General features: G+C 66.8%; 22 protein-coding genes. 15 read left to right on the forward strand and 7 right to left on the reverse strand.

The window, feature by feature from the left end:
* A partial coding sequence (locus CDN38_RS29705) for a hypothetical protein (RefSeq protein ID WP_180276384.1) occupies positions 1 to 1042 on the forward strand: 1042 nt, incomplete at its 5' end.
* A gap of 31 nt (positions 1043 to 1073) precedes the next feature.
* On the opposite strand, the gene CDN38_RS25170 is transcribed toward CDN38_RS29705, so the two are convergent.
* The 3 genes from CDN38_RS25170 to CDN38_RS25180 are packed head-to-tail and all read right to left on the reverse strand — an operon-like array spanning position 1074 to position 3489.
* The gene (locus tag CDN38_RS25170) at positions 1074 to 2141 is read right to left on the reverse strand and encodes a quinone-dependent dihydroorotate dehydrogenase (protein ID WP_075512387.1); all 1068 of its coding nucleotides are present in this window, start codon (positions 2139 to 2141) and stop codon (positions 1074 to 1076) included.
* A gap of 26 nt (positions 2142 to 2167) precedes the next feature.
* Positions 2168 to 2374 (reverse strand): DUF5703 family protein, encoded by a 207-nt coding sequence (locus CDN38_RS25175; RefSeq protein WP_075512362.1) that lies wholly within the window; start codon positions 2372 to 2374, stop codon positions 2168 to 2170.
* 53 nt (positions 2375 to 2427) lie between these two features.
* Positions 2428 to 3489, reverse strand: coding sequence for an SMP-30/gluconolactonase/LRE family protein (locus tag CDN38_RS25180; RefSeq protein ID WP_075512363.1), 1062 nt, complete (start codon positions 3487 to 3489; stop codon positions 2428 to 2430).
* A 122-nt stretch (positions 3490 to 3611) separates the two neighbouring features.
* On the opposite strand from CDN38_RS25180, the gene CDN38_RS25185 reads away from it, so the two are divergent.
* The 9 genes from CDN38_RS25185 to CDN38_RS25225 all read left to right on the forward strand — a co-directional run bounded on the left by CDN38_RS25185 (position 3612) and on the right by CDN38_RS25225 (position 11496).
* Positions 3612 to 3914, forward strand: a complete 303-nt coding sequence (locus CDN38_RS25185) for a hypothetical protein (RefSeq protein WP_023364716.1) — start codon at positions 3612 to 3614, stop codon at positions 3912 to 3914.
* Positions 3915 to 3975: 61 nt separating this feature from the next.
* On the forward strand, positions 3976 to 4806 hold the full coding sequence (locus tag CDN38_RS25190; RefSeq protein ID WP_075512364.1) for an undecaprenyl-diphosphate phosphatase: 831 nt from the start codon (positions 3976 to 3978) through the stop codon (positions 4804 to 4806).
* Positions 4803 to 5531 (forward strand): histidine phosphatase family protein, encoded by a 729-nt coding sequence (locus tag CDN38_RS25195; RefSeq protein WP_075512365.1) that lies wholly within the window; start codon positions 4803 to 4805, stop codon positions 5529 to 5531. The genes CDN38_RS25190 and CDN38_RS25195 overlap by 4 nt, the downstream gene beginning before the upstream one ends.
* A gap of 62 nt (positions 5532 to 5593) precedes the next feature.
* Positions 5594 to 6181 (forward strand): DUF3090 domain-containing protein, encoded by a 588-nt coding sequence (locus CDN38_RS25200; RefSeq protein ID WP_023364713.1) that lies wholly within the window; start codon positions 5594 to 5596, stop codon positions 6179 to 6181.
* A complete protein-coding gene (locus CDN38_RS25205; RefSeq protein WP_075512366.1) occupies positions 6165 to 6980 on the forward strand; it encodes an SCO1664 family protein in 816 nt (271 codons plus the stop codon). Before CDN38_RS25200 ends, CDN38_RS25205 begins: the two co-directional genes overlap by 17 nt.
* A gap of 42 nt (positions 6981 to 7022) precedes the next feature.
* The gene (locus CDN38_RS25210; RefSeq protein WP_075512367.1) at positions 7023 to 7823 is read left to right on the forward strand and encodes a 3'(2'),5'-bisphosphate nucleotidase CysQ; all 801 of its coding nucleotides are present in this window, start codon (positions 7023 to 7025) and stop codon (positions 7821 to 7823) included.
* 310 nt (positions 7824 to 8133) lie between these two features.
* A complete protein-coding gene (gene mshC, locus CDN38_RS25215; protein WP_075512368.1) occupies positions 8134 to 9378 on the forward strand; it encodes a cysteine--1-D-myo-inosityl 2-amino-2-deoxy-alpha-D-glucopyranoside ligase in 1245 nt (414 codons plus the stop codon).
* A 24-nt stretch (positions 9379 to 9402) separates the two neighbouring features.
* Entirely contained in the window at positions 9403 to 10284 is an 882-nt protein-coding gene (locus CDN38_RS25220; protein WP_075512369.1) for an SDR family oxidoreductase, read from the forward strand.
* A 21-nt stretch (positions 10285 to 10305) separates the two neighbouring features.
* Positions 10306 to 11496 carry an FAD-dependent monooxygenase gene (locus CDN38_RS25225; RefSeq protein WP_075512370.1) on the forward strand — a complete coding sequence of 397 codons (1191 nt, stop codon included), beginning with the start codon at positions 10306 to 10308 and terminating at the stop codon, positions 11494 to 11496.
* Here CDN38_RS25225 and CDN38_RS25230 read toward each other — a convergent pair.
* The gene (locus CDN38_RS25230) at positions 11493 to 12377 is read right to left on the reverse strand and encodes a PAC2 family protein (protein WP_408633047.1); all 885 of its coding nucleotides are present in this window, start codon (positions 12375 to 12377) and stop codon (positions 11493 to 11495) included. The genes CDN38_RS25225 and CDN38_RS25230 overlap by 4 nt on opposite strands.
* Before the next feature lie 89 nt (positions 12378 to 12466).
* Between CDN38_RS25230 and metH the strand changes: the two genes are divergently transcribed.
* Entirely contained in the window at positions 12467 to 16054 is a 3588-nt protein-coding gene (metH, locus tag CDN38_RS25235; RefSeq protein WP_075512372.1) for a methionine synthase, read from the forward strand.
* 92 nt (positions 16055 to 16146) lie between these two features.
* Here metH and CDN38_RS25240 read toward each other — a convergent pair whose 3' ends face one another.
* From CDN38_RS25240 to CDN38_RS25250, 3 genes are all read right to left on the reverse strand, one after another.
* The gene (locus CDN38_RS25240) at positions 16147 to 18501 is read right to left on the reverse strand and encodes an arylsulfatase (RefSeq protein ID WP_075512373.1); all 2355 of its coding nucleotides are present in this window, start codon (positions 18499 to 18501) and stop codon (positions 16147 to 16149) included.
* Between the two features lie 16 nt (positions 18502 to 18517).
* Positions 18518 to 18712, reverse strand: coding sequence for a hypothetical protein (locus tag CDN38_RS25245; RefSeq protein WP_142361329.1), 195 nt, complete (start codon positions 18710 to 18712; stop codon positions 18518 to 18520).
* A 107-nt stretch (positions 18713 to 18819) separates the two neighbouring features.
* Positions 18820 to 19629: an alpha/beta fold hydrolase gene (locus tag CDN38_RS25250; protein ID WP_233027035.1), complete on the reverse strand. Its 810-nt coding sequence runs from the start codon at positions 19627 to 19629 to the stop codon at positions 18820 to 18822.
* A 219-nt stretch (positions 19630 to 19848) separates the two neighbouring features.
* On the opposite strand from CDN38_RS25250, the gene CDN38_RS25255 reads away from it, so the two are divergent.
* The 4 genes from CDN38_RS25255 to CDN38_RS25270 all read left to right on the forward strand — a co-directional run bounded on the left by CDN38_RS25255 (position 19849) and on the right by CDN38_RS25270 (position 22974).
* Complete coding sequence (locus CDN38_RS25255; RefSeq protein ID WP_036413187.1) at positions 19849 to 20130, forward strand: phosphoribosyl-ATP diphosphatase; 282 nt, start codon at positions 19849 to 19851, stop codon at positions 20128 to 20130.
* A 2-nt stretch (positions 20131 to 20132) separates the two neighbouring features.
* On the forward strand, positions 20133 to 20987 hold the full coding sequence (gene hisG, locus CDN38_RS25260; RefSeq protein ID WP_075512375.1) for an ATP phosphoribosyltransferase: 855 nt from the start codon (positions 20133 to 20135) through the stop codon (positions 20985 to 20987).
* 125 nt (positions 20988 to 21112) lie between these two features.
* Positions 21113 to 21598 carry a DUF4126 domain-containing protein gene (locus CDN38_RS25265; RefSeq protein WP_075512376.1) on the forward strand — a complete coding sequence of 162 codons (486 nt, stop codon included), beginning with the start codon at positions 21113 to 21115 and terminating at the stop codon, positions 21596 to 21598.
* Positions 21595 to 22974: an FAD-containing oxidoreductase gene (locus tag CDN38_RS25270; RefSeq protein ID WP_075512377.1), complete on the forward strand. Its 1380-nt coding sequence runs from the start codon at positions 21595 to 21597 to the stop codon at positions 22972 to 22974. Before CDN38_RS25265 ends, CDN38_RS25270 begins: the two co-directional genes overlap by 4 nt.
* The last annotated feature ends 453 nt before the right edge of the window (positions 22975 to 23427 follow it).

Raw genomic sequence — 23427 nt, forward strand, 5'->3', positions numbered from 1 at the left:
GGGCGGTGCCGGCGGCCGGGGCGGTAACGGCGGTGCGGGCATCGGCGGGGTCGGCGGCGGCCAAGGTGGCCAGGGCGGCATCGGTGGGCAAGGTGGCTTCGGCGGCGCCGGTGGTACCAATACGGCCACAGGGATCGACGCGGTCGGCGCCAACGGCGGCAAAGGCGGCACCGGCGGTGCCGCCGGGGCGGCTGGTTCCGGTACCGACGGCGGCGCGGCTGGCACGATCGGCACGGGCGGCAAGGGCGGCACCGGCGGTGCCGGCGGCAACGGAGGCACCGGGCAAGCCGGCACGACCGGATCCTCGCCCAGCCCAGGCGGCCTGGGCGGAGCGGGTGGTGGCGGCGGCCAAGGCGGTGACGGCGGTGCGGGCATCGGCGGGGTCGGCGGCGGTCAAGGCGGCCAGGGCGGCGCCGGTGGCCAGGGTGGCACCGGCGGCCCCGGCGGCAGCTACAGCAACAACAAGGACAGCGGCAGCGGTGCCACTGGCGGTCAAGGCGGCGCAGGCGGCGCCGCTGGGGCCGGTGGGGTCGGAGGAGACGGCGGGGATGGCGGTACCGGTGGCCAAGGTGGCTCGGGCGGCAACGGCGGGACGGGCGGCAACGGCAACGTGGATGGCAATGGTGGGGCCGGCGGGCCGGGCGGGACCGCCGGTGCGGCGGGTGTGGGCGGGGCCGGTGGCGGCGGCACGGGCAACGGCGGCGACGGCGGAACTGGTGGAGCCGGCGGCAGAGGTGGCACCGGAGGCAACGGTGGCCAGAACGGGATCATTACCGGCGGTGCCGGCGGCAAAGGCGGCGCCGGTGCTGTAGGCGGAACTGGCGGCGTCGGCGGCAACTCACAGTTCGGTACCGGCGGAACAGGCGGAACCGGCGGAAGCGGCGGCGACGGCGGCACCGGCGGCAAAGGCGATGGCGGCCCCGGCACGGTCGGTACCACCGGCGGCAGCGGCATTGTGGGCAGCGGTCCCGCCGGTCGCACGGGCGGTGCCGGCGGCGCCGGCGGGACCGCGGGCGCCGGCGGCGCCGGCGGTCCGGCCTGACCGCAGGGGGCTTGCGGCACCCCGGCAGTCGCTACGGTTTTCGAACGGCCGACCCGACCGCCTCACCCAGCGAGGCGAACCCGCCGTCATGCAGCCGGCGGGCAATCCCGTCGTGAATGTGCTTGGCCCACAACGCCCCGCCATAGATGAACCCGGTATAGCCCTGCAACAGCGACGCACCCGCGGTGATGCGCTCCCACGCGTCGTCGGCGGTCTCGATACCGCCCACGCTGATCAACACCAGGCGATCACCGACTCGGTTGTAGAGCCGCCGCAACACCTCGACAGCGCGGTGTGCCACCGGCGGTCCGGAAATGCCGCCGGCACCCAGCGCGTCGACCCCGGGAGTCGCCAGGCCGTCCCGCGACACCGTGGTGTTGGTCGCGACGATCCCGGCAAGGCCCAACTCGACCGCCAGGTCGGCAATGTCGTCGATGTCGGAGTCGGAGAGATCCGGCGCGATCTTGACCAGCACCGGGGTCGAGGTTTCAGCCAGCACGCCGGCCAGGATGGGCCGAAGTGACTCCACCGCCTGCAAATCCCGCAGCCCGGGCGTGTTCGGCGAACTGACGTTGACCACAAGGTAGGAGGCCAGCGGGCCGACCAGCCGGGCACTGGCCCGGTAGTCGGCAACCGCTTCACCGGCCGGCGTCGTCTTGCTCTTGCCGATGTTGACCCCGATCGGCACCCGGGGACGGTGCCGGGTGAGCCGAATCGCGAGCGCCCCGGCGCCGTGGTTGTTGAACCCCATCCGGTTGAGCAGTGCGCGGTCGGCGGGCAGCCGGAACATGCGCGGCGGCGGGTTTCCGGGTTGTGGATGCGCGGTGACGGTGCCCACCTCGGCATAGCCGAATCCGATTGCGCCCCAGGTGTCCAGCCCGGTGCCGTCCTTGTCGAACCCCGCGGCCAGCCCCAGCGGTCCGGGAAAGCGCACCCCGAACACCGTGCTGGCCAGCACCGGATCCGTCGGGGCCAGCGAGCGGCTCAGCATCCGGCGGGCCGGCGCGACGGCGGTGACGGCACGCAGCACGGCGAAGACGAATGTGTGGGCACGCTCAGGCGGAAGGAGGAATAGCAGCCGCCGCACCAGACCGTATATCCAGCCTTGGCGCCGGTCGCCGACCGTCACAGTTCCGGTTGGTCGGACGACGCGTTTTCCAGACGAGACTTCTTGCGGCGCAACAACACCCGTCTACTGCCGTCGGTGTAGAGCCGCACCCGCGTCAGCTCCCAGCCGCGGTACTCGGCCTCGATGGACAACCTGGTGGACGCGCTGAGTCTGGTCACGTCCGGCGGCAGGCGCAACGGCGCCCACTCGTATTCGTCCGACATGTCGATATCCCAGCCTGCGGGCAGCCGGCTCCGTCTCGGCGCGGGCCGGCCTTTCACGCGATACCCGCCGCGTGCTCGATGGACTGGACCCCGGCACCTGACCCCGATACCACGTACAAAGTGCCCGATACGTCGTCGAAGGCCAGCGAGTTGGGTTGCTGCACGGTTGGGTAACGCACCTTTTCCACGGGTATTCCGGTGCTGAGATCGTAACCAATGACGACGTTGGATGCGGTTTGGGATACCCAGGCCAGCTCGTGGGAGCCCGCCAGCCCATACGGGGCCTGCGGCACAGGGTAGGCCTGGCGCAGGATCAGCGGGGTCCGCTCCGAACAACAGCCGTACACCAGCAGTTGGCCGCCGCGGGTGTCGGCGACCAGCACCCGGTCCAGCGGATCGGCGGCCAGGGTGGTGGCGCCTTCTCCGGCGCGCAGTGCCTGCTGGGCGCGACCGTCGGCGCCGATCGTCGTCACCGACGTCTGGCCGCGATCCAATACGACAGCGGTATTTCCCTGTGTTACAAGGGAATCGACGCGCGCAAAGATCTTGATGCGGTTGGCTACACGGGCAGTGCCGGCGGTCTCGGAATCCAGCACGTACACGGCGCCGTCGGCGCTGCCCAGCACCAGCTTGCCGTCGGCGCGCCGCGCGATCGCGGTGAACTCGGTGCCTGCGGCGTCAGCAACGGTGACCTGCGTGATGCGGCCGGCGGACAGGTCGACCACGAAGTAACCACCCCGGGCGGCCAGGTAGGCGGTGCCGTGGTCGTCGCAGGTCATCGCGGTCGCAGGTTCGGGCAGGGTGATCACGCGCGGTGGCGTCTGCGCATCGTCGAACACGGTGATGCCCGATGGCGCTGATGGAACGGCGTCCGGGGTAAGAACCGCCAGCCGACGTGCGCCGTTGTCGTACAGCGCCGCCTTCGGATGGCCGCCCAACGGCCGAATCACCCCGGCCGGCGCCTGGGAAACCGGCGGAGACACGGCGGGCTGCGCAGGCGGGATCGTCGGCGGAGCGGTTTGCAGCGGATTCGACGAACAAGCCGTCACCAATGTCAGCAAAGCTACAGCAGCCCAAAGGCGGCGCTGAGCCGCTTGCTTACTAGCTGCCAGCAACTACCCGGCCCTCCGAACGTCGAGCATGAGTCCCACAACCAAAGGAATTTCCACTATCCAAGTCGCGTCCGATCTCGTCATGTTGCCCACGAAAAGTGGTACTGGAGAGGTATTGTCGCGGCATGACCGTCACCGCTGACCGGCATGTCGCAAACAAACAGTTTGCTATCGAGGACATGTCGACGGGCATCTTCGCCAGCGGCTACGGACAGGTCGGCGACGGACGTAGTTTTTCCTTCCACATAGAACACCGGTCACTTGTCGTCGAAATCTACCGGCCGCGCCTGACCGCACCAGTCCCGCAGGCTGAAGATGTCGTCGCCCGGTCAGTCCGCAGTCTGGTCGACATCGATGTCACCGACGAGCGCAGCTTGGCCGCCGCGGTGCGTGATTCGGTCGCCCAAGCGGTACCCGTTTCGCGCTAGTCGCAACCGATACCGGGGTTTCCCACCAGGTACGGTCGTCGTCGTGTCTGCGGTTGCGGCGATGTCCTGGTGGCAAGTCATTTCATTGGCGGTGGTGCAGGGTTTGACCGAGTTCCTGCCGGTGTCTTCCTCGGGGCATCTGGCGATCATGTCGCGGATCTTCTTCAGCGACGACGCCGGCGCCTCGTTCACCGCGGTCACCCAGCTGGGCACCGAAGCCGCCGTCCTGGTGTATTTCGCGCGCGATATCGTGCGGATTCTGCGGGCCTGGGTAGACGGTCTGGTGGTCAAGTCGCATCGCAACGCCGACTATCGCCTGGGCTGGTACGTCATCATCGGGACCATCCCGATCTGCATTCTGGGCTTATTCTTCAAAGACGAAATCCGCTCTGGGGTCCGCAACCTATGGGTGGTGGCGACGGCAATGGTGGTGTTCTCGGGGGTGATCGCACTCGCCGAATATCGGGGTCGCCAGAGTCGTCACGTCGAGCAGCTGAATTGGCGCGATGCCGTGGTGGTCGGCGTCGCCCAGACCCTGGCGCTGGTCCCCGGTGTCTCGCGGTCCGGGTCGACCATCAGCGCGGGCCTGTTCTTGGGGCTCGATCGCGAGTTGGCCGCCCGATTCGGCTTTCTGCTGGCCATCCCCGCGGTGTTCGCCTCCGGTTTGTTCTCGCTACCGGACGCCTTCCACCCGGTGACCGAGGGGATGAGCGCGAGCGGGCCGCAGCTGCTGGTGGCCACCCTGATCGCGTTCGTGGTCGGCTTGTCCGCGGTGGCGTGGTTCCTGCATTTCCTGTTGCGGCACAACATGTATTGGTTCGTGGGTTATCGCATCGTGGCCGGCGGGGCAGTGCTGGTGTTGTTGGCAACCGGGACGGTGGCCGCGACGTGACGGTCATCCTGTTGCGCCATGGCCGTTCCACCTCCAATACGGCGGGCATCCTGGCCGGTCGGTCCGAGGGTGTCGACCTTGACGACAAGGGGCGAGAGCAGGCGGCGGGGCTGATCGACCGATTCGGTGACCTACCGGTCCGGGCGGTGGTGACGTCTCCGATGCTGCGGTGCCGCAGCACCGTCGAACTGCTGGCTGACGCGCTGTGCCTGGAGCCGCTCATCGATGACCGGCTTGCCGAGGTCGACTACGGCGAATGGACCGGCCGCAAGATCGGCGATCTGACCAATGAGCCGTTGTGGCGGGTGGTTCAGGCGCATCCCAGCGCGGCGGTGTTCCCGGGTGGCGAGGGATTGGCGCAGGTCCAGGCCCGCGCGGTAGCCGCGGTGCGTGAGCACGACCGGCGGCTGGCCCTGGAATGCGGGGGCGATGCGTTATGGCTGGCCTGCACCCATGGCGACGTCATCAAGGCGGTGATCGCGGACGCGTACGGGATGCATCTGGACAGCTTTCAACGGATCACCGCCGACCCCGCGTCGGCAAGTGTGGTCCGCTACACCGAATTACGACCCTTCGTGCTGCACGTCAACCACACCGGGGCGCGGTTGTCAGCGGGGCTGCGTGCGGCGCCTCCGCCCAAAAGGGAGCAGGGCAACGAGCAGGCGGCGGAGTCGGACGGTCAGGTGCCAGCCGGCGATGCGGTGATCGGCGGCGCTGCCGATTAGCACGATCGGCCTCCGCCGGCCCGGTCGATCCAGGGGCGTCCGCACGGTATTTTGGAGGTGCCATGGCGCGCGCAATTCATGTATTCCGCACACCCGACCGCTTCGTCGCCGGGACCGTCGGCCAGCCCGGAAACCGCACGTTCTACATTCAGGCGGCGCATGACGACCGGGTGGTGTCGGTGGTGCTGGAGAAGCAGCAAGTGGCGGTGCTCGCTGAACGCATCGGCGCGCTGCTGCTGGAGGTGAACCGCCGCTTCGGCACGCCGGTGCCCCCGGAGCCTGCCGAAGTCGAGGACCTGAACCCGCTGATCATGCCGGTGGACGCGGAGTTTCGCGTCGGGACGATGGGATTGGGCTGGGATTCCGAGGCCCAGACGGTGGTCGTCGAGCTGTTGGCCGTCACCGACGCGGAGTTCGACGCCTCTGTGGTGCTTGACGACACCGACGAGGGTCCCGACGCGGTACGGGTGTTCCTGACGCCGGAGTCGGCACGGCAGTTCGCCACCAGGTCCAACCGCGTCATCTCGGCGGGGCGCCCACCGTGCCCGCTGTGCCAGGAACCGTTGGATCCGCAGGGACACATCTGTGCACGGACCAACGGGTACCGGCGCGACCTGTTGTTCGGGTCTGACGATGAACCCGAGCAATGACGACTGTGAGGTCTTGCGCGACGGCGGGTTGACGGTCTTGGGCCGCATCCGCTCGGCGAGCAACGCGACATTTCTGTGTGAGTCGACTCTGGGCGACACGACCGTCCATTGCGTGTACAAGCCGGTGGCGGGCGAGCAGCCGCTGTGGGACTTTCCCGATGGGACGTTGGCCGGCCGCGAACTCAGCGCCTACCTGGTGTCGGCGTGGTTGGGCTGGAACATCGTGCCCTACACCGTCATTCGTGACGGACCGGCGGGGCCGGGCATGTTGCAGCTGTGGGTGCGGCAACCCGGAGACTCGTTGGACGCGGATGCGCGTCCCGGGCCGGATTTGGTGGACCTGTTTCCCACGGGCAAGCCGCAGCCGGGTTATCTGCCCGTGCTGCGCGCCTACGACTACGCCGGCGACGAGGTCGTCTTGATGCACGCCGACGACGACCGGTTGCGGCGGATGGCGGTGTTCGATGTCCTGGTCAACAACGCCGACCGTAAGGGTGGCCATATCTTGTGTGGCATCGACGGCCAGGTGTACGGCGTCGACCATGGCGTGTGCATGCATGTCCAGGACAAGCTACGCACCGTGCTGTGGGGGTGGGCGGGTAAGCCGATCGACGACCAGACGCTCGAGGCGGTGGCCAGGCTCGCCGATGACCTTTGCGGACCGCTCGCCGATGCGCTGCGTGACCACGTCACTAGCGCCGAGATCGCGGCGCTGCGCCGGCGGGTGCGCGCCCTGCTTGACTGTCCGGTGATGCCCGGACCTAACCGTCATCGTCCGATTCCGTGGCCGGCGTTCTAGCGGCATGCGATTGGCCACCACATATTCGGCGATGCTGATCCGATGAGTCCGGCCGCCGATAACCAGCGTGCCGACTTGACCGACGCCGCACTGGCTGCTGACCTCGCCGCGGAGGCCGGTGAGCTATTGCTTGCCGTGCGCGAGGAGGTCGGTTTCGATTACCCGTGGGAGCTCGGTGAGGCCGGTGATGCCCGGGCAAACTCGCTACTGCTGCGCCGCTTGCGAAAGGAGCGGCCAGGTGACGCAGTGCTCAGCGAGGAAGCCCACGACGACTTGATACGGCTGCGGTCCGACCGGGTGTGGATTGTCGACCCTTTGGACGGTACTCGCGAATTTTCGACGCGAGGCCGCGACGACTGGGCGGTTCATGTCGCCTTGTGGCAACGCAGCACCAATGGCAGACCGCAGATCACCGACGCGGCGGTTTCATTGCCGGCCCGCGGGAACGTCGTGTACCGCAGCGACACCGTGACCGCCGACGCCGCGCCCACCGGCATTCCCGACGTCATCAGAGTCGCCGTCAGCGCCACCCGGCCGCCGGCGATCCTGCATTACCTGCGGCAGACGGTGGATATCGAATTGGTGCGGATCGGCTCAGCGGGCGCCAAGGCGATGGCCGTGATCGACGGCTACGCCGACGCCTACCTGCACGCCGGTGGCCAATGGGAATGGGATTCGGCGGCGCCGGCCGGAGTGGTGCTCGCCGCGGGCATGCACGCCTCACGGCTCGACGGCTCGCCGTTGCAGTACAACCAGCTCGACCCCTACTTGCCTGACTTATTGATGTGCCGCAAAGAGCTGGCACCCGTCCTGCTTGGTGCTATCCGGCGGGCGTGGTGGTAAGCCGCCGGATAATCGTCGGGCCTGAGGGCGCCGGGTGTGTGTGCAGGCCATCGAGTGTGTGGTGGGGGCGTCCAGTGTGCGTGCAGGGCGTCGAGTGTGCGTGCAGGGCGTCGAGTGTGCGTGCAGGGCGGCCGACGCGCTATCTAGTCGCCCTGCACGCACACTCGAAGCCCTCAGCGCACACTCGGTGCGCCCGGCTCCTCCTCGCCCCGCCGCGCGGGCCGCATCGTCGCCGGGCTGGACCTGATCGCCCGGCTCCTTCTCGCCCCGCCGCGCGGGCCGCATCGTCGCCGGGCTTAAGGTCGAGGGCATGCGGTCGTGGTCTTCTGCCCCGGTTCCCAAGCTGCCGGGACGCGGGCCGGAGCTGCGGCTATACGACACCGCTGACCGGCAGGTGCGCCCGGTGACGCCCGGAACCAGAGCGACCATGTACGTCTGCGGGATCACCCCCTACGACGCCACGCACCTGGGACACGCCGCCACCTATCTTGCGTTCGACCTCATATATCGGCTGTGGCTGGACCTCGGCCACGACGTGCATTACGTACAGAACGTCACCGACGTCGACGACCCGCTATTCGAACGCGCCGACCGCGACGGCGTTGACTGGCGCGAACTTGCCGAGCGCGAGGTCAGCCTCTACCGCGCCGACATGGCGGCGTTAAGGATATTGCCGCCCCACGACTATGTCGCAGCCACCGAGGCGGTCGCGGAAATGGTCGAGCTGATCGAAAAGATGGTGGCGTCCGGGGCCGCCTACACAGTCGACCCGGAAATAGGGGAGTACCCCGACATCTATTACCGGGCGGACGCCACCGTGCAGTTCGGCTACGAGTCCGGGTGTGATCGCGACACCATGCTGCGACTGTTCGGGCAGCGCGGCGGCGACCCGGCCAGGCCCGGCAAGAGCGACGAACTCGACGCGCTACTGTGGCGCGCCGCCCGAGCGGGCGAACCCAGTTGGCCGTCGCCATTCGGTTCCGGCCGACCTGGCTGGCACATCGAATGCGCTGCTATCGCCCTCAGCCGGATCGGCAGCGGGCTCGACATCCAGGGTGGTGGCAGCGACCTGATTTTTCCGCACCACGAATTCACCGCCGCCCACGCCGAATGCGTCACCGGTGAGCGGCGATTCGCGAGGCACTATGTGCACGCGGGGATGATCGGCTGGGACGGACACAAGATGTCCAAGAGCCGCGGCAATTTGGTTCTGGTATCGACGCTGCGCGCCCAGGGCGTCGAACCGTCGGCCATCCGGCTGGGTCTGCTGGCCGGGCATTACCGAGCGGACCGCTATTGGACCCAGGAGATGCTCGACGAAGCCGCCGGCCGGCTGCAACGCTGGCGCACTGCGACCGCACTAGCCGCTGGTCCGGACGCCACCGACGTTATCGCCCGAGTGCGCCGCTATCTGGCCGACGACCTCGACACACCCAAAGTTATTGCGGCACTGGACGCTTGGACCACTGATGCGCTTGAATACGGCGGCCACGACGAGAGCGCGCCGACGTCGGTGGCAACCATGATCGATGCGCTGCTGGGGGTGGACTTGTAGGCCCGCAGTGGTACGTTTTCGGCCATGACATCGGTGCAGGACAAGGTCGTCTTCATCACAGGCGCTGCTCGCGGAATCGGCGCCGAGGTCGCTCGTCGGCTGCACAACAACGGCGCCAAACTGGTGCTCACCGATGTGGGCGCAGCCGAGCTGACCACCATTGCCGCCGAGCTTGGCGGCGACGACCGCGTGCTCACGGTGGTGGCCGACGTTCGGGACCTGCCCGCGATGCAGGCCGCGGCCGACCAGGCCGTCGAAAAGTTCGGCGGGATCGACGTTGTCATCGCCAACGCCGGCATCGCCAGCTACGGCTCCGTGCTCCAGGTCGATCCGGAGGCGTTCAAGCGGGTGCTGGACGTCAACGTGCTCGGCGTCTTCCACACCGTGCGTGCCACCTTGCCGGCGGTTATCGAGCGCCGCGGCTACGTGCTGATCGTGTCGTCGCTGGCGGCCTACGCGGCGGCTCCCGGGCTGGCCCCCTACAACGCGACCAAGGCCGGAGTCGAGCTATTCGCCAACGCGCTTCGACTGGAGGTCGCCCACCACGGCGTCAGTGTCGGCTCGGCCCACATGTCCTGGATCGACACCCCACTGGTGCGTGACACCAAGGCCGATCTGCCGGCGTTCACCGAACTCCTTGCCAGACTGCCCTGGCCGCTGAACAAGACGACGTCGGTCGAGAAGTGCGCGGTGGCGTTCGTCGAGGGCATCGAGGCCCGCAAGGCGCGCGTGTTCTGCCCGGGCTGGGTGGGGCTGTTGCGGTGGCTCAAGCCGGTCCTGTCGACGTCGATCGGGGAACGCCCGATCGGCAGGACGGCCGCCGAGTTGCTGCCCCGCATGGATGCCGAAGCGGCTGCGCTCGGCCGGTCCACCAGCGCCTACAACCAGGCTCTGGAGCAGCAATAGCCGCCCCGTGCGGGTGATGCTGTGAAAGTTGCCATCTGCGGCGCCGGAGTCGCCGGGCTCACCGTTGCACAGCGGTTGGCGGCGCTCGGCGCCGAGGTGGTGCTGCTGGAACGCGAATCGGGCCCTCGGGCCCGCGGCCACATGATCGACTTCTACGGTGCCGGCTACGAGGCTGCCGAGGCGATCGGAGTTCTGCCCGCAATTCAAGGCGTCGCCTATCCTGTAGGCGAAGCCAGCTTGGTCGATCAGCACGGACGCCGAAAGGCAGGCATCCCATACCGGCAGATCGTCAAGGCGCTGGACGGCCGGCTGTGCCGGATACTTCGTCCCGACCTGGAAACGGTGTTGCGGGACAACTTGCCGCAAGAGGTGGATCTGCGCTTCGGCGCAACGGTGTCCGAGGTGGTGCAACGCGAGGAGCGGGTAACCGTGACGCTCGACGGCGGCGCGCAGCTAGACGCCGATCTGTTGGTCGGCGCCGACGGTATCCACTCCACCGTGCGGGCGCTGGTGTTCGGTCCTGAGCAGTGCTATCTGCACCATCCCGGGTTCCGCTGCGCCACCTTCCTGCTCGACCCTCCCAGCATCGGTGGAGCGGCCGGCGATCATGTCGTCCTCACCGACACCGTGGACCGCCAGCTGGGCCTCCACGTGCTGCGAGACGGCCGCACTGCGGTGTCGGCGGTGTATCGGGCGTCCAACGCAAACCTGCCGCACGACACTCGCGCCGCCTTGCGCGACAAGTACGCGGGGATGAGTCGGTGGGTCACCGAGGTACTCGACCGATGCCCGGAATCCGAGGAGGTCGACGACAACCGGGTGGCGCAGCTGGAGCTGCCGCGCTGGAGTAGCAAGCGAGTGGTGCTGATCGGCGACGCCGGCTTCGCGGTGTCCATGCTGATCGGTCAGGGCGCGTCGCTGGCCGTCGCCGGTGCCTACGTGTTGGCAGAACAGCTGCGCAGCACCTCGTCGGTGGAGCGCGCGTTGAGCTTTTACGAGCGGCTGTGGCGCCCGGTGGTGGAGGAGAAGCAAAGGAGCGGTCGGGCCGCCACCGGCTGGCTGTGGCCGGCACCGTCGCAGTCCGCGATCCGCCGCGCCACGCTGCGGCTCACGTGGCGTCCGTTGGTCGATCGGTTCCTCGAAACGACCCTGGCCGGTGAACCGACGGCCGTCATCCCCATGCTTCGGTTGGGGCAGCCGGAACGTGACTAGCGGCCGAACCCCGGGCGACGCCGCCGCAGATAGCGCTCGAACTCGGCGGCCAGCGCGTCGCCGTCGATCGTGCTGAGCACGTCGTTGACGTCGACTGCGGCGTCGCCGTGCTTCTCGAGCGACTGCACGTACTCGGCCAGCTCGTCGTCTTCGGCGGCCATCTCGGTGATCTCGCGCTCCCAGGCCTCGGCCTGTGTCGGCAGGTCGCCCAGCGGCACCTCGACATCGAGCACGTCTTCGACGCGATGCAGCAGCGCCACCGTGGCTTTCGGGTTCGGTGGGTGCGACACGTAGTGCGGCACCGCAGCCCAGAACGTCACCGCCGGGATACCCGCAGCCACGCACGCATATTGGAACACCCCGGCAATGCCCGTCGGCCCCTCGTAGCGGGTTTCCTGCAACCCGAAGATCCGTGCCGAGTCCGGGGAGTACGCCGCACCCGACACCGGCACCGGACGAGTGTGCGGGGTATCGGCCAGCAGCGCTCCGAGAATGACGACGGTGTCCACATTGAGCTTGTCGACGATGTCCAGCAGCTCGGCGCAAAAGGTGCGCCAGCGCATGTTCGGCTCCACCCCGTGCATCAAGACCACGTCACGGTCGCTGCCAGGCGGGCGGCAGTGTGAGATGCGCATGGCCGGCCACTCCAGTTCCCTGGTGACTCCGTCGACCTGACGGATGACCGGGCGATTCACCTGGTAGTCGTAGTACGCCTCGTCGTCGATCTCCACGATGGGACGCGCATCCCAGATGTCCGCCAAGTGCGCCACCGCATCGCTGGCCGCGTCCCCGGCGTCGTTCCAGCCCTCGAAAGCCGCCACGACGACGGTGTTGTGCAGGTCGGGCAGCAATTGGCCGCCGTCGGGCTCGGCATCCGGCAGAGTCACACGATCAGCGTACGGCCTGGGCCTGACCTGTCAGAGCGCTGTCAACGACTGAGGCAAATCCATAGGCCGACTATTCTTGCCATGTGACTGCCGCGAACAAACCCAGCTACGACACTGATCTGCTTGACGTTTTGGTGCGGCGTGTAGTGGTGGGCGACGGCGCGATGGGCACCCAGCTGCAGGCCGCCGATCTCACCCTCGACGACTTCCGCGGCCTGGAGGGCTGCAACGAGATCCTCAACGAAACCCGTCCTGACGTGCTGGAAAGCATCCACCGCAACTATTTCGAAGTGGGCGCGGACGCGGTAGAGACCAACACCTTCGGCTGTAACCTGTCCAACCTCGGTGACTACGACATCGCGGACAAGATCCGCGACCTGTCCGAGAAGGGCACCGCGATCGCCCGCCGGGTGGCCGACGAGATGGGCACCGCCGAGCGCAGACGCTATGTACTCGGGTCGATGGGACCGGGCACCAAGCTGCCGACCCTGGGACACACCGAGTACGCCGTCATTCGCGACGCCTACACCGAGGCCGCCCTGGGAATGCTGGACGGCGGGGCCGACGCGATCCTGGTGGAGACCTGCCAGGACCTGCTGCAGCTGAAGGCGGCGGTGCTCGGCTCGCGGCGGGCGATGAAGCAGGCCGGCCGCCACATTCCGGTGATCGCCCACGTCACCGTGGAAACCACCGGCACCATGCTGCTGGGCAGTGAGATCGGCGCGGCGCTGACCGCGGTCGAGCCCCTCGGTGTGGACATGATCGGCTTGAACTGCGCGACGGGCCCCGCCGAGATGAGCGAGCACCTGCGCTACCTGTCCCGGCACGCCCGCATCCCGGTGTCGGTGATGCCCAACGCCGGCCTGCCGGTGCTGGGCGCCAAGGGCGCCGAGTACCCGCTGCGGCCCGACGAGCTGGCCGAGGCGCTGTCCGGATTCATCGCCGAGTTCGGGTTGTCGCTGGTCGGCGGTTGCTGCGGCACCACGCCGGCCCACATCCGCGAGGTGGCCGCCGCGGTCGCCGACGTCACGCGCCCCGAACGCCAGGTGAGCTACGAGCCGTCGGTGTCGTCGCTGTACAGCGCGGTTCCGTTCGCGCAGGACGCCTCGGTGCTGGTGATCGGCGAACGCACCAACGCCAACGGCTCCAAGGGTTTTCGTGAGGCGATGATCGCCGAGGACTACCAGAGGTGCCTGGACATCGCCAAGGACCAGACCCGCGACGGCGCACACCTGCTGGACCTGTGTGTCGACTACGTCGGCCGCGACGGCGTGGCCGACATGAAGGCCCTGGCGAGCCGGCTGGCCACGTCGTCGACCCTGCCGATCATGCTGGATTCCACCGAAACCCCGGTGCTGCAAGCCGGTTTGGAACACCTCGGTGGCCGTTGCGCGATCAACTCGGTCAACTACGAAGACGGTGACGGACTCGAGTCGCGCTTCCACAAGACCATGGAACTCGTCGCCGAACACGGCGCCGCCGTCGTCGCACTGACCATCGACGAAGAGGGCCAGGCCCGCACCGCCGAGAAGAAGGTCGAGATCGCCGAGCGGCTGATCGACGACATCACCGGTAACTGGGGCGTCGACGAGTCGTCGATTCTGATCGACACGCTGACCTTCACCATCGCCACCGGGCAGGAGGAGTCCCGCAAAGACGGCATCGAAACCATCGAGGCCATCCGGGAATTGAAGAGACGCCACCCTAAGGTGCAGACCACGCTCGGGCTGTCCAACATCTCGTTTGGCCTCAATCCCGCTGCGCGCCAAGTGCTCAACTCGGTGTTCCTGCACGAATGCCAGGACGCCGGGCTGGATTCGGCGATCGTGCACGCCTCGAAGATCCTGCCGATGAACCGGATCCCCGACGAGCAACGCAAGGTGGCGCTGGATCTGGTCTATGACCGCCGCCGCGACGGCTACGACCCGCTGCAGGAGCTGATGCGCCTCTTCGAGGGGGTGTCGGCGGCGTCGTCGAAGGAATCGCGTGCCGCCGAACTCGCCAAGCTGCCGCTGTTCGAGCGGTTGGCGCAACGCATCGTCGACGGCGAACGCAACGGCCTAGAAGCCGATCTCGAGGAGGCGATGACGCAGAAGCCGCCACTGGAGATCATCAACGAGAACCTGCTGGCCGGCATGAAGACGGTCGGTGAGCTGTTCGGCTCGGGCCAGATGCAGCTGCCGTTCGTGTTGCAGTCCGCCGAGGTGATGAAGACCGCCGTGGCGTATCTGGAGCCGCACATGGAGAAATCCGAGGACGACACGGGTAAGGGCCGGATCGTGCTGGCCACCGTCAAGGGCGACGTCCACGACATCGGCAAGAACCTGGTCGACATCATCTTGAGCAACAACGGCTACGAGGTGGTCAACATCGGCATCAAGCAGCCCATCGCCACCATTCTCGAGGTCGCCGAGGACAAGAGCGCCGACGTGGTGGGAATGTCGGGCCTGCTGGTGAAATCGACTGTGGTGATGAAGGAAAACCTCGAGGAGATGAATACCCGGGGGGTCGCCGAAAAATTCCCGGTGTTGCTCGGCGGCGCGGCGTTGACCCGCAGCTATGTCGAAAACGATCTCGCCGAGATTTATGAAGGCGAAGTGCACTATGCGCGTGACGCTTTCGAGGGCCTCAAGCTCATGGACACCATCATGAGTGCTAAGCGGGGGGAGGCGCCGGACGACGACAGCCCCGAAGCGGTCAAGGCCCGCGAGAAGGAAGCCGAGCGCAAGGCCCGTCATGAGCGCTCCAAACGCATTGCGGCGCAACGTAAAGCCGCTGAAAAGCCAGTCGAGGTTCCCGACCGTTCCGACGTCGCGGCTGATGTCGAGGTGCCCGCCCCGCCGTTCTGGGGTTCGCGGATCGTCAAGGGCCTGGCCGTCGCCGACTACACGGGTATGCTCGACGAGCGCGCATTGTTCTTGGGCCAGTGGGGATTACGCGGAACACGTGGTGGTCCCAATAGTGAAGGCCCGTCGTACGAAGACCTCGTCGAGACCGAAGGGCGGCCGCGGCTGCGCTACTGGCTGGATCGGTTGTCCACCGACGGCATCCTGGCGCACGCCGCCGTGGTCTACGGTTACTTCCCGGCCGTGTCCGAGGGCGACGATGTCGTGGTGCTCACCGAGCCAGCGCCCGACGCCGAGGAACGGTACCGCTTCCGGTTCCCACGCCAGCAGCGCGGCCGGTTCTTGTGCATCGCCGATTTCGTCCGGTCGCGGGAGCTGGCTCGGCAGCGGGGTGAGGTGGATGTGCTGCCTTTCCAGCTGGTGACCATGGGTAAGCCGATCGCCGACTTCGCCAACGAGTTGTTCGCGGCCAACTCCTACCGCGACTATCTCGAAGTGCACGGTATCGGTGTGCAGCTCACCGAAGCACTGGCCGAGTACTGGCACCGGCGTATCCGAGAGGAGCTCAGGTATTCGGCCGACCGCACTATGGCCGCCGAGGACCCCGACGCCGTCGAGGACTACTTCAAGCTGGGTTACCGGGGTGCCCGGTTCGCCTTCGGTTACGGGGCATGCCCGGACCTCGAGGACCGCGCCAAAATGATGGAGCTGCTGGAGCCCGACCGCATCGGAGTGACGTTGTCCGAGGAGTTGCAGCTGCATCCCGAGCAGTCGACCGACGCGTTCGTCCTGCACCATCCCGAGGCCAAGTACTTCAACGTATGACCCGGTACTCCGCTGAGTGCGGCCACCGAGGTCAGCACCGTCCTTGCTGGTAGGTAGCCCGAAACGACTGCACGCCAACGATGTTCGCGGCGTTACTGCTTGGTGAACGCGATCTTCATCTGCGCTTGGTAGTCCTCGACGTGCTCGCCGCTGACGTCGATGATCACGCGGTGGATTCGGCCGTCGAACGCAAATGGCGGGTCATAGTCGGGGGTTACCGACGAGCCGGTGTTGGCGCCGACCAGCATCGCCCCGCCTTGGGCCAACCGCAGGGGGGTGGTCACCGGAAACTCGCCGCGGCCGACCTCGGAGCCGTCGACGAACAGCGTCACATCGCCCGGAGTTCCTCTGCCGTTCTTGAGGTCCACCGGACCTGTGGGGGTGAATTCCACGCTGAGGAAGTGCCGCCCCGCTGGGATCCGTTGCGCCGAGCGGATCGTGAAGATCTCCTTGGCGACGTAGTTGTGCGCATAGCAGAGCTGACAGTCCTTGATGTACAAGGTGATTCCCCCGTCATTGCCGCCCATGGACAGCAGGACGCCCGAGGATTCCTCGGTGAGCTCAACCTCGGCGCTGATCGAGTAGGGCCGGTTGAGGATCTTGGGTGCGGCGGCCGCCGGAATAGCCTGGGTGCCGGGATAGAGGACGTATCGAGTGCGGTTTGCGGCGGCAATCTGCGGACGCTCCACGAAAGCGCGGGCCAGGCCGCGGCTGTCGATTGGCAACACGTTGTATTTTCCGGCTTCGCTGTACCAGAGCGTGATCATCGCGGTCAGCCGCGCCCGCTCCTGCCCGGCCAGGTTGGTGGTCTCGGCGGGATCCTGCGCGACGTGGTAGAGCTCCCACCCGCATTCATCGAGCTGACTGAGCAACTCCGCGGTGATCACGTCGCCGAATTTGTGGGCGGATTCGGCGAACGACGTTCCCGGCCAAGGACATACCGCGCGCCACCCGTCGTGGTAGATCGAGCGGTGGCCCAACATCTCGAAGTACTGGGTGAGGTGGCGGGTGGGGGCGGCGGCGTCGTCGAAGGTGTGCGCGAAGCTGACCCCTTCGATCGGCGACTGGGTAACCCCGCCGATCGACGTCGGTGGGTCAATGCGCAGCGCCTCGAGCACCGTCGGGACCATGTCGATCAGATGGGTGTACTGGGAACGCACCTCGCCTCGCGCGGCGATACCGCGCCGCCAGGTGACGATCAACGGGTCGCTGGAGCCGCCGCGGTAAGTCTCGCGCTTCCACCGCCGAAACGGGGTGTTGCCGGCGTGGGTCCAGCCCCACGGGAAGTGGTTGAACACCGTAGGGCCGCCGATCTCGTCGATGCGGGCCAACCCCTCCTCGACGGTGTCGGAGACGTTGTTGAAGAAGCGGACCTCGGTGACCGAGCCGGTGGGGCCTCCCTCGGCGCTGGCCCCGTTGTCCGAGACCAGCATGATCACCGTGTTGTCGTACTCATGCAGGTCTTTGAGGAACCGCACGAGTTCGCCGATGTAGTGGTCGGTGTGTTCGAGGAAGCCGGCGAACACCTCCATCATCCGCGCGTAGAGCCGGCGTTCGTCGGCCGGCAGCGTTTCCCAGCCCGCGACATCGGGATCGGGTGCAGACAGCTCGGCCGTTGCGGGCACCAGCCCGAGTTCTTTTTGTCGCTGGAACACCTGCTGGCGGTAGACCTCCCAGCCGCTGTCGAACTTGCCGGCATAGCGGTCGGCCCATTGTTTGGGCACATGGTGGGGTGAGTGCGTCGCGCCGGGGGCGAAGTAGAGGAAGAACGGCTTGTCCGGGGCGACCTGCTTGGCGTCGGCAATCATTGCCTTGGCCTTGTTCACCAGATCGGGCGTCAGGTGATAGCCCTGCTCCGGGGTGGCCTCGGGTTCGGTTTGCGAATTGTCCCGCACCAGATCCGGGTAGTACTGGTGGGTGTCGCCGCCCAGGAAGCCGTAGTAGCGTTGGAACCCGCGCCCCAGCGGCCAGCGGTCGTAGGGCCCGGCCGCGGTCATCGTTTCCTCCGGTGCCAGATGCCATTTACCGACGCAGTAGGTGTTGTAGCCCTGGGCCCGCAGAATTTCGGAGAGGAAGCCGTTCTCGAAGGGTATGTAACCGTCGGAGCCGGGAAATCCGGTCGACCCGTTGGTCAGACATGCCAGGTGGTTGGAGTGGTGGTTACGGCCGTTGAGGATGCAGGAGCGCGACGGCGAGCACAGCGCGGTGGTATGCATGTTGGAATAGCGCAGGCCGTCGGCGGCCAGGGCGTCGATGTTCGGGGTCGAGATCGGACTGCCGTAGCAGCCCAGGTGCCCGTATCCGGTGTCGTCGAGCACGATGAACACCACATTCGGCGCGTCTTCGCGGGGGCGCTTGAAAGCCGGCCAGGCCGGCGTCGACTCGTCAGCGGTGCGGCCGATGACGCCGGGAAACGTTGTGCCGGGCTGATATTCGGTGATTGCCATGGATTCCTCGCTTCGGCTAACGGTGTCGGGCCGGGTTGAGTTGGTTCAACAACTCGTCAACGTCGAGGCCGAAACTGCGCATCCGAGGCGGGAATTCATGCAACGTCGCAAGGAACCCCAGCATCGACATGATGGTGGGAATCCAGTCCTCCATCGCCGTGAACCCGCCGGTGGCGACGCCGGCCGGGATCACGCCGGGCCAGCGCGCCACCTCGGGATCATAAGCCACGTAGCTGCGAGGCCTCCGGTGGACCGGCAGAGTGCGCCGAGCACGCTGGGAGGCTTGGCCGGCCGTGCGGGTCATCGATGTCTGGCGGGTCAGTCCGTGGCGTGGCGGTTGCAGATCTGTCGCGCGAGTGCTGCGAAGGCGTCGCGTACGGCAGTTGGTTGGTCGATCCAGGGGAAGTGGCCCGCCTTGTCGATGACGCGCCAGGCCGTATTCAGGGTGTGGAATTGCTTGTCCTGCCACAACGTTTGCGTCACGATGCGGTCTGCCGAGCCGCTCACGACGAGTGTGGGCAGTGTTGTTGGCCACCAGGCTGATTGGTAGTCACGATCGAAATTGGCTTCGGACCATTGCGCAGCCTGACTGTTGTAGGGCATGCGCGCCAGGATTTCCACCCCACGGGCAATGGTGGCGGGGGCGAAGTTCCACGGCGCAGATTCGATGGCGACGCGGCGAAGGTTATCGTCGGTGGGATCGGATAGGTACCGGGCTGTGGCTTGGTCAACCCCCGGTAAGGGATTATGACGTGTCATCTGCTCGAACACCGGTATCCACGATGCGTCGGGGGCGGTGCTGATGAGCACCAGACCTTCCAAACATCCATCCAATGCGGGAACAGAGAGCAGGTACTCGCCGCCGGTGGAATGTCCGACAAAAACGGGATGTGTAACGGCGTGGGCGGCTTCAAGCAGAACGTGGGGCCATCGGCGGTAGGGATCGGCGGGTGCTCCTGGAGCGTTGACGTTGGAGCCATCACCAGGCAGGTCGACCATCCACGAGCAGCCGGGCACGTCGACCGTGTCGACCAGTTCGTGCAGGCTCTCGGAACCGATTCCCGGGCCGCCGGGAAGAAACAGCCAGTTCAGATCCCCGGCACGACTGACTCGTCGGCGCAACCGCACTCCAGACGTTGTCCACCGAATATCTGGGAGCACTATCGAAAACCCTGTTCGGCGCGAACGGAAGTCGTCGAATGCAATCTTGCGGCCAAGCTAACACAGTAGCCGGCCGCCCGAGACCGGCCGCGCCCAGCAGTCGGACGGCCACAGGGGCAATCACAGGTCGGAGTTGGCCGCCGAGCAAGGGTACGACGAAACCGCCGTGACTCCGCTCGCCGGCGCATGAAACAATCGCTGGCCGTGAAGACCTTCGAGGATCTGTTCGCCGAACTCGGCGATCGTGCCCGCAACCGGCCCGCCGGCAGCGCAACGGTGGCTGCGCTGGACGCCGGGGTGCATTGGCTGGGCAAGAAGATCCTGGAGGAAGCCGGCGAGGTATGGCTGGCCGCCGAGCACGAAGCCAACGATGCCCTGGCCGAGGAGATCAGCCAGTTGCTGTACTGGACACAGGTGCTGATGATCTCGCGCGGACTGTCCCTCGACGACGTCTACCGGAAGCTGTGAGCATGTTGCGCGTGGCCGTTCCCAACAAGGGCACGTTGAGCGAGCCGGCCACCGAGATCCTGGCCGAAGCCGGCTATCGGCGCCGCACCGACTCCAAAGACCTGACCGTCGTCGACCCGGCCAACAACGTCGAGTTCTTCTTCCTTCGGCCCAAAGACATCGCCATTTACGTGGGTTCGGGAGAGCTCGACTTCGGGATCACGGGACGTGACCTGGTCCGCGATTCCGACGCACCGGTTCGGGAACGTTTGGCCCTGGGCTTCGGGTCGTCGAGTTTCCGCTACGCCGGTCCCGCCGGGCGTGATTGGACGGCGGCCGACCTGGCCGGAAAGCGGATCGCCACCGCTTATCCGAACCTCGTCCGAAAAGACTTGGCCGCCAAGGGCATTGACGCAACCGTGATCCGGCTCGACGGGGCTGTGGAGATTTCGGTGCAACTCGGCGTGGCCGACGCCATCGCCGACGTGGTGGGCTCCGGTCGCACCCTGAGCCTGCACAATCTCGTGGCATTCGGTGAGCCGCTGTGTGATTCGGAGGCGGTGCTCATCGAAGGCGCCGACCGGGACGGCGTGGAGCACAGCGAGGCGCGCGATCAGTTGGTCGCCCGGGTGCAAGGCGTGGTGTTCGGCCAGCAGTATCTGATGCTGGACTACGACTGTCCGCGTGCAGTGCTGCACCAGGCCACCGCGATCACGCCCGGACTGGAGTCGCCGACCATTGCTCCGCTGGCGGATCCGGAATGGGTCGCGGTCCGTGCGCTGGTGCCGCGTCGCGGCGTCAACGGCGTCATGGACCAGCTTGCCGCCATCGGGGCCAAAGCGATTCTGGCGTCCGATATCAGGTTCTGCCGATTCTGACCGCGGTAATGCCCGGTCGCGCCGGTGCTGTGTTAGCGTCCGCGGTGGGCTGATTGCCGGTGTCATCCATGGGCGGTCTGCCGTATCGTCGCCAGGCTGTTCTTCTGTACCCGGAAGGGATTGCTGTGACGCACGCACTCGTCCTCGTCTTGGCTTTATTGATCGGCGTGGTCGCCGGGTTGCGATCGGTGACCGCTCCCGCGGCAGTCTCCTGGGCCGGCTACCTCGGCTGGTTCCCAACGCTGCAGCACAGCTGGGCATCCTGGGTGGGCAACATCGTGACGGTGGTGGCCCTCAGCGTCCTTGCGGTCGCCGAACTGGTCAACGACAAGCTCCCCAAGACGCCGCCGCGCACCGCCGCGCCGGTGTTCGCGGTCCGCATCATCCTGGGCGGGTTCGCCGGTGCGGTGATCGGCACCGCCTGGGGCTACAAATTCGGCGGACTCGGTGCCGGCGTTGTCGGTGCGGTACTGGGTACGTTGGGTGGCTTTCACGCGCGCCGTCGGCTGGTAGCCGCCAGCGGCGGCCGCGACCTGCCGATCGCGCTACTCGAGGATTCGGTCGCCGTGTTGGGCGGATTCGCCGTCGTCGCGTCGGCGGCCGCACTATGACGCAGCGGTTCGACTCGATCATCGTCGGTGCCGGCCAGGCCGGCCCGCCGTTGGCCGGCCGCCTGACGGGTGCAGGTCAGCGGGTCGCCCTCGTGGAACGCAAGCTGATCGGCGGCACCTGCGTCAACAACGGCTGCATCCCCACCAAGACGCTGGTGGCCAGCGCCCACGCGGCCCATGTGGCCCGCCGCGGCGGCGAATACGGGATCGGCACGGGAGCGGTCAGCGTGGACATGGCGAAAGTCAAGGCCCGCAAAGACGGCGTCATGCTCAATGACCGCAAGGCCGTCGAGGACTGGTTGGAAAGCATGGACGGCTGCACCGTGGTCCGCGGGCACGCCCGATTCGAGGATCCGCACACACTGCGAGTCGGCGATCAGCTGCTGCAAGCCGACCAGATCTTCCTCAACGTCGGGGGCCGCGCCGTGGCGCCCAACATTCCCGGGCTGGCCGACGTCGAGTTCCTCACCAACGTGTCCATCCTCGAACTCGACACGCTGCCTGAGCATCTGGTGATCGTCGGCGGAAGCTACATCGCGCTGGAGTTCGCCCAGATGTATCGCCGCTTCGGAGCAAAGGTGACCGTCGTGGAGCGCGGCCCACGCCTGGCGTCTCGCGAAGACGAGGATGTCTCTGCGACCATCAGGGAGATCATCGAAGCCGAGGGGATCGATATCGTCGTCAACGCCGACGATGTACGACTTGCCAAGAGGAACAACGGTTTCGGGGGCTTCGAGCTGACTCCCAGTGCCGGTGCCGCAGCCATCGCGGGTAGTCACCTGCTGCTGGCGGTAGGCCGGAAACCCAACACCGACGACTTGGGCCTGGATGCGGCCGGTGTGCAGACCGACGCCCGCGGCTACATCGTGGTCGATGATCAGCTCAAGACCACGGTCGACCACATCTGGGCGCTGGGCGACTGTAACGGCAAGGGCGCCTTCACCCATACGTCGTTCAACGACTACGAGATCGTCGCCGCCAACCTGCTCGACGGGGATCCGCGTCGCGTGAGCGACCGTATCCTCACCTACGCCCTCTATATCGACCCGCCGCTGGGGCGCGCCGGAATGACCGTCGCTCAGGTTCGTGCGTCGGGCCGCAAGGCGCTGGTCGGTAAGCGGCCGATGACCAAAGTCGGTCGGGCCGTGGAAAAGGGTGAGACGCAAGGCTTTATGAAAATCGTGGTCGACGCGGACACCCACCAGATCTTGGGTGCGGCCATCCTTGGCGTCGGGGGAGACGAGGTCATCCACGCCATCCTGGACGTCATGTCGGCAAAAGCGCCCTACACCACGCTGTCGCGGACAATGCACATCCACCCCACGGTCAGCGAACTCGTTCCCACGATGCTGCAGGAGATGGAGCCACTGGATTAGGGCGGCGCTGATCGAGTGGCCCGAGTTGTAGGACGCAACTGCGATTTTCCCATCAGCCGCATCAGGCTGCTCGGGTTTGGGGTGTTGGTCGTGTCCGCCCTACTCGGAAATTCATGGTGACCACGAATGCTGCTGGTCAACGATGTCGTCTTGCGCAGTCTTGGCTGCCTGGCTCTGTTTTCGGCACACCTTGGGCTCTGTTTTTCGGCACGCCGATACCGTACCTTCGCTCAACCCTCTTGTGATGGCAGGCGTTCGGATATGTCTCACGTGCTGACCGAGTCGGCTGTCATGCCGCTGCATCGAGTGTGCAGTGACGGCTCTGAGAGTGTATGCAGGGCGGGAAAATCCACGGTCGGCCCGCCCTGACGGCACACTCGGCGCCGTCAGCGCACACTCGGCGCCGTCAGCGCACACTCGGCGCCGCCAGCCACGCACCCAACCGCACCAGCA

Source organism: Mycobacterium ostraviense (assembly GCF_002705925.1).
Lineage (GTDB): Bacteria > Actinomycetota > Actinomycetes > Mycobacteriales > Mycobacteriaceae > Mycobacterium > Mycobacterium ostraviense.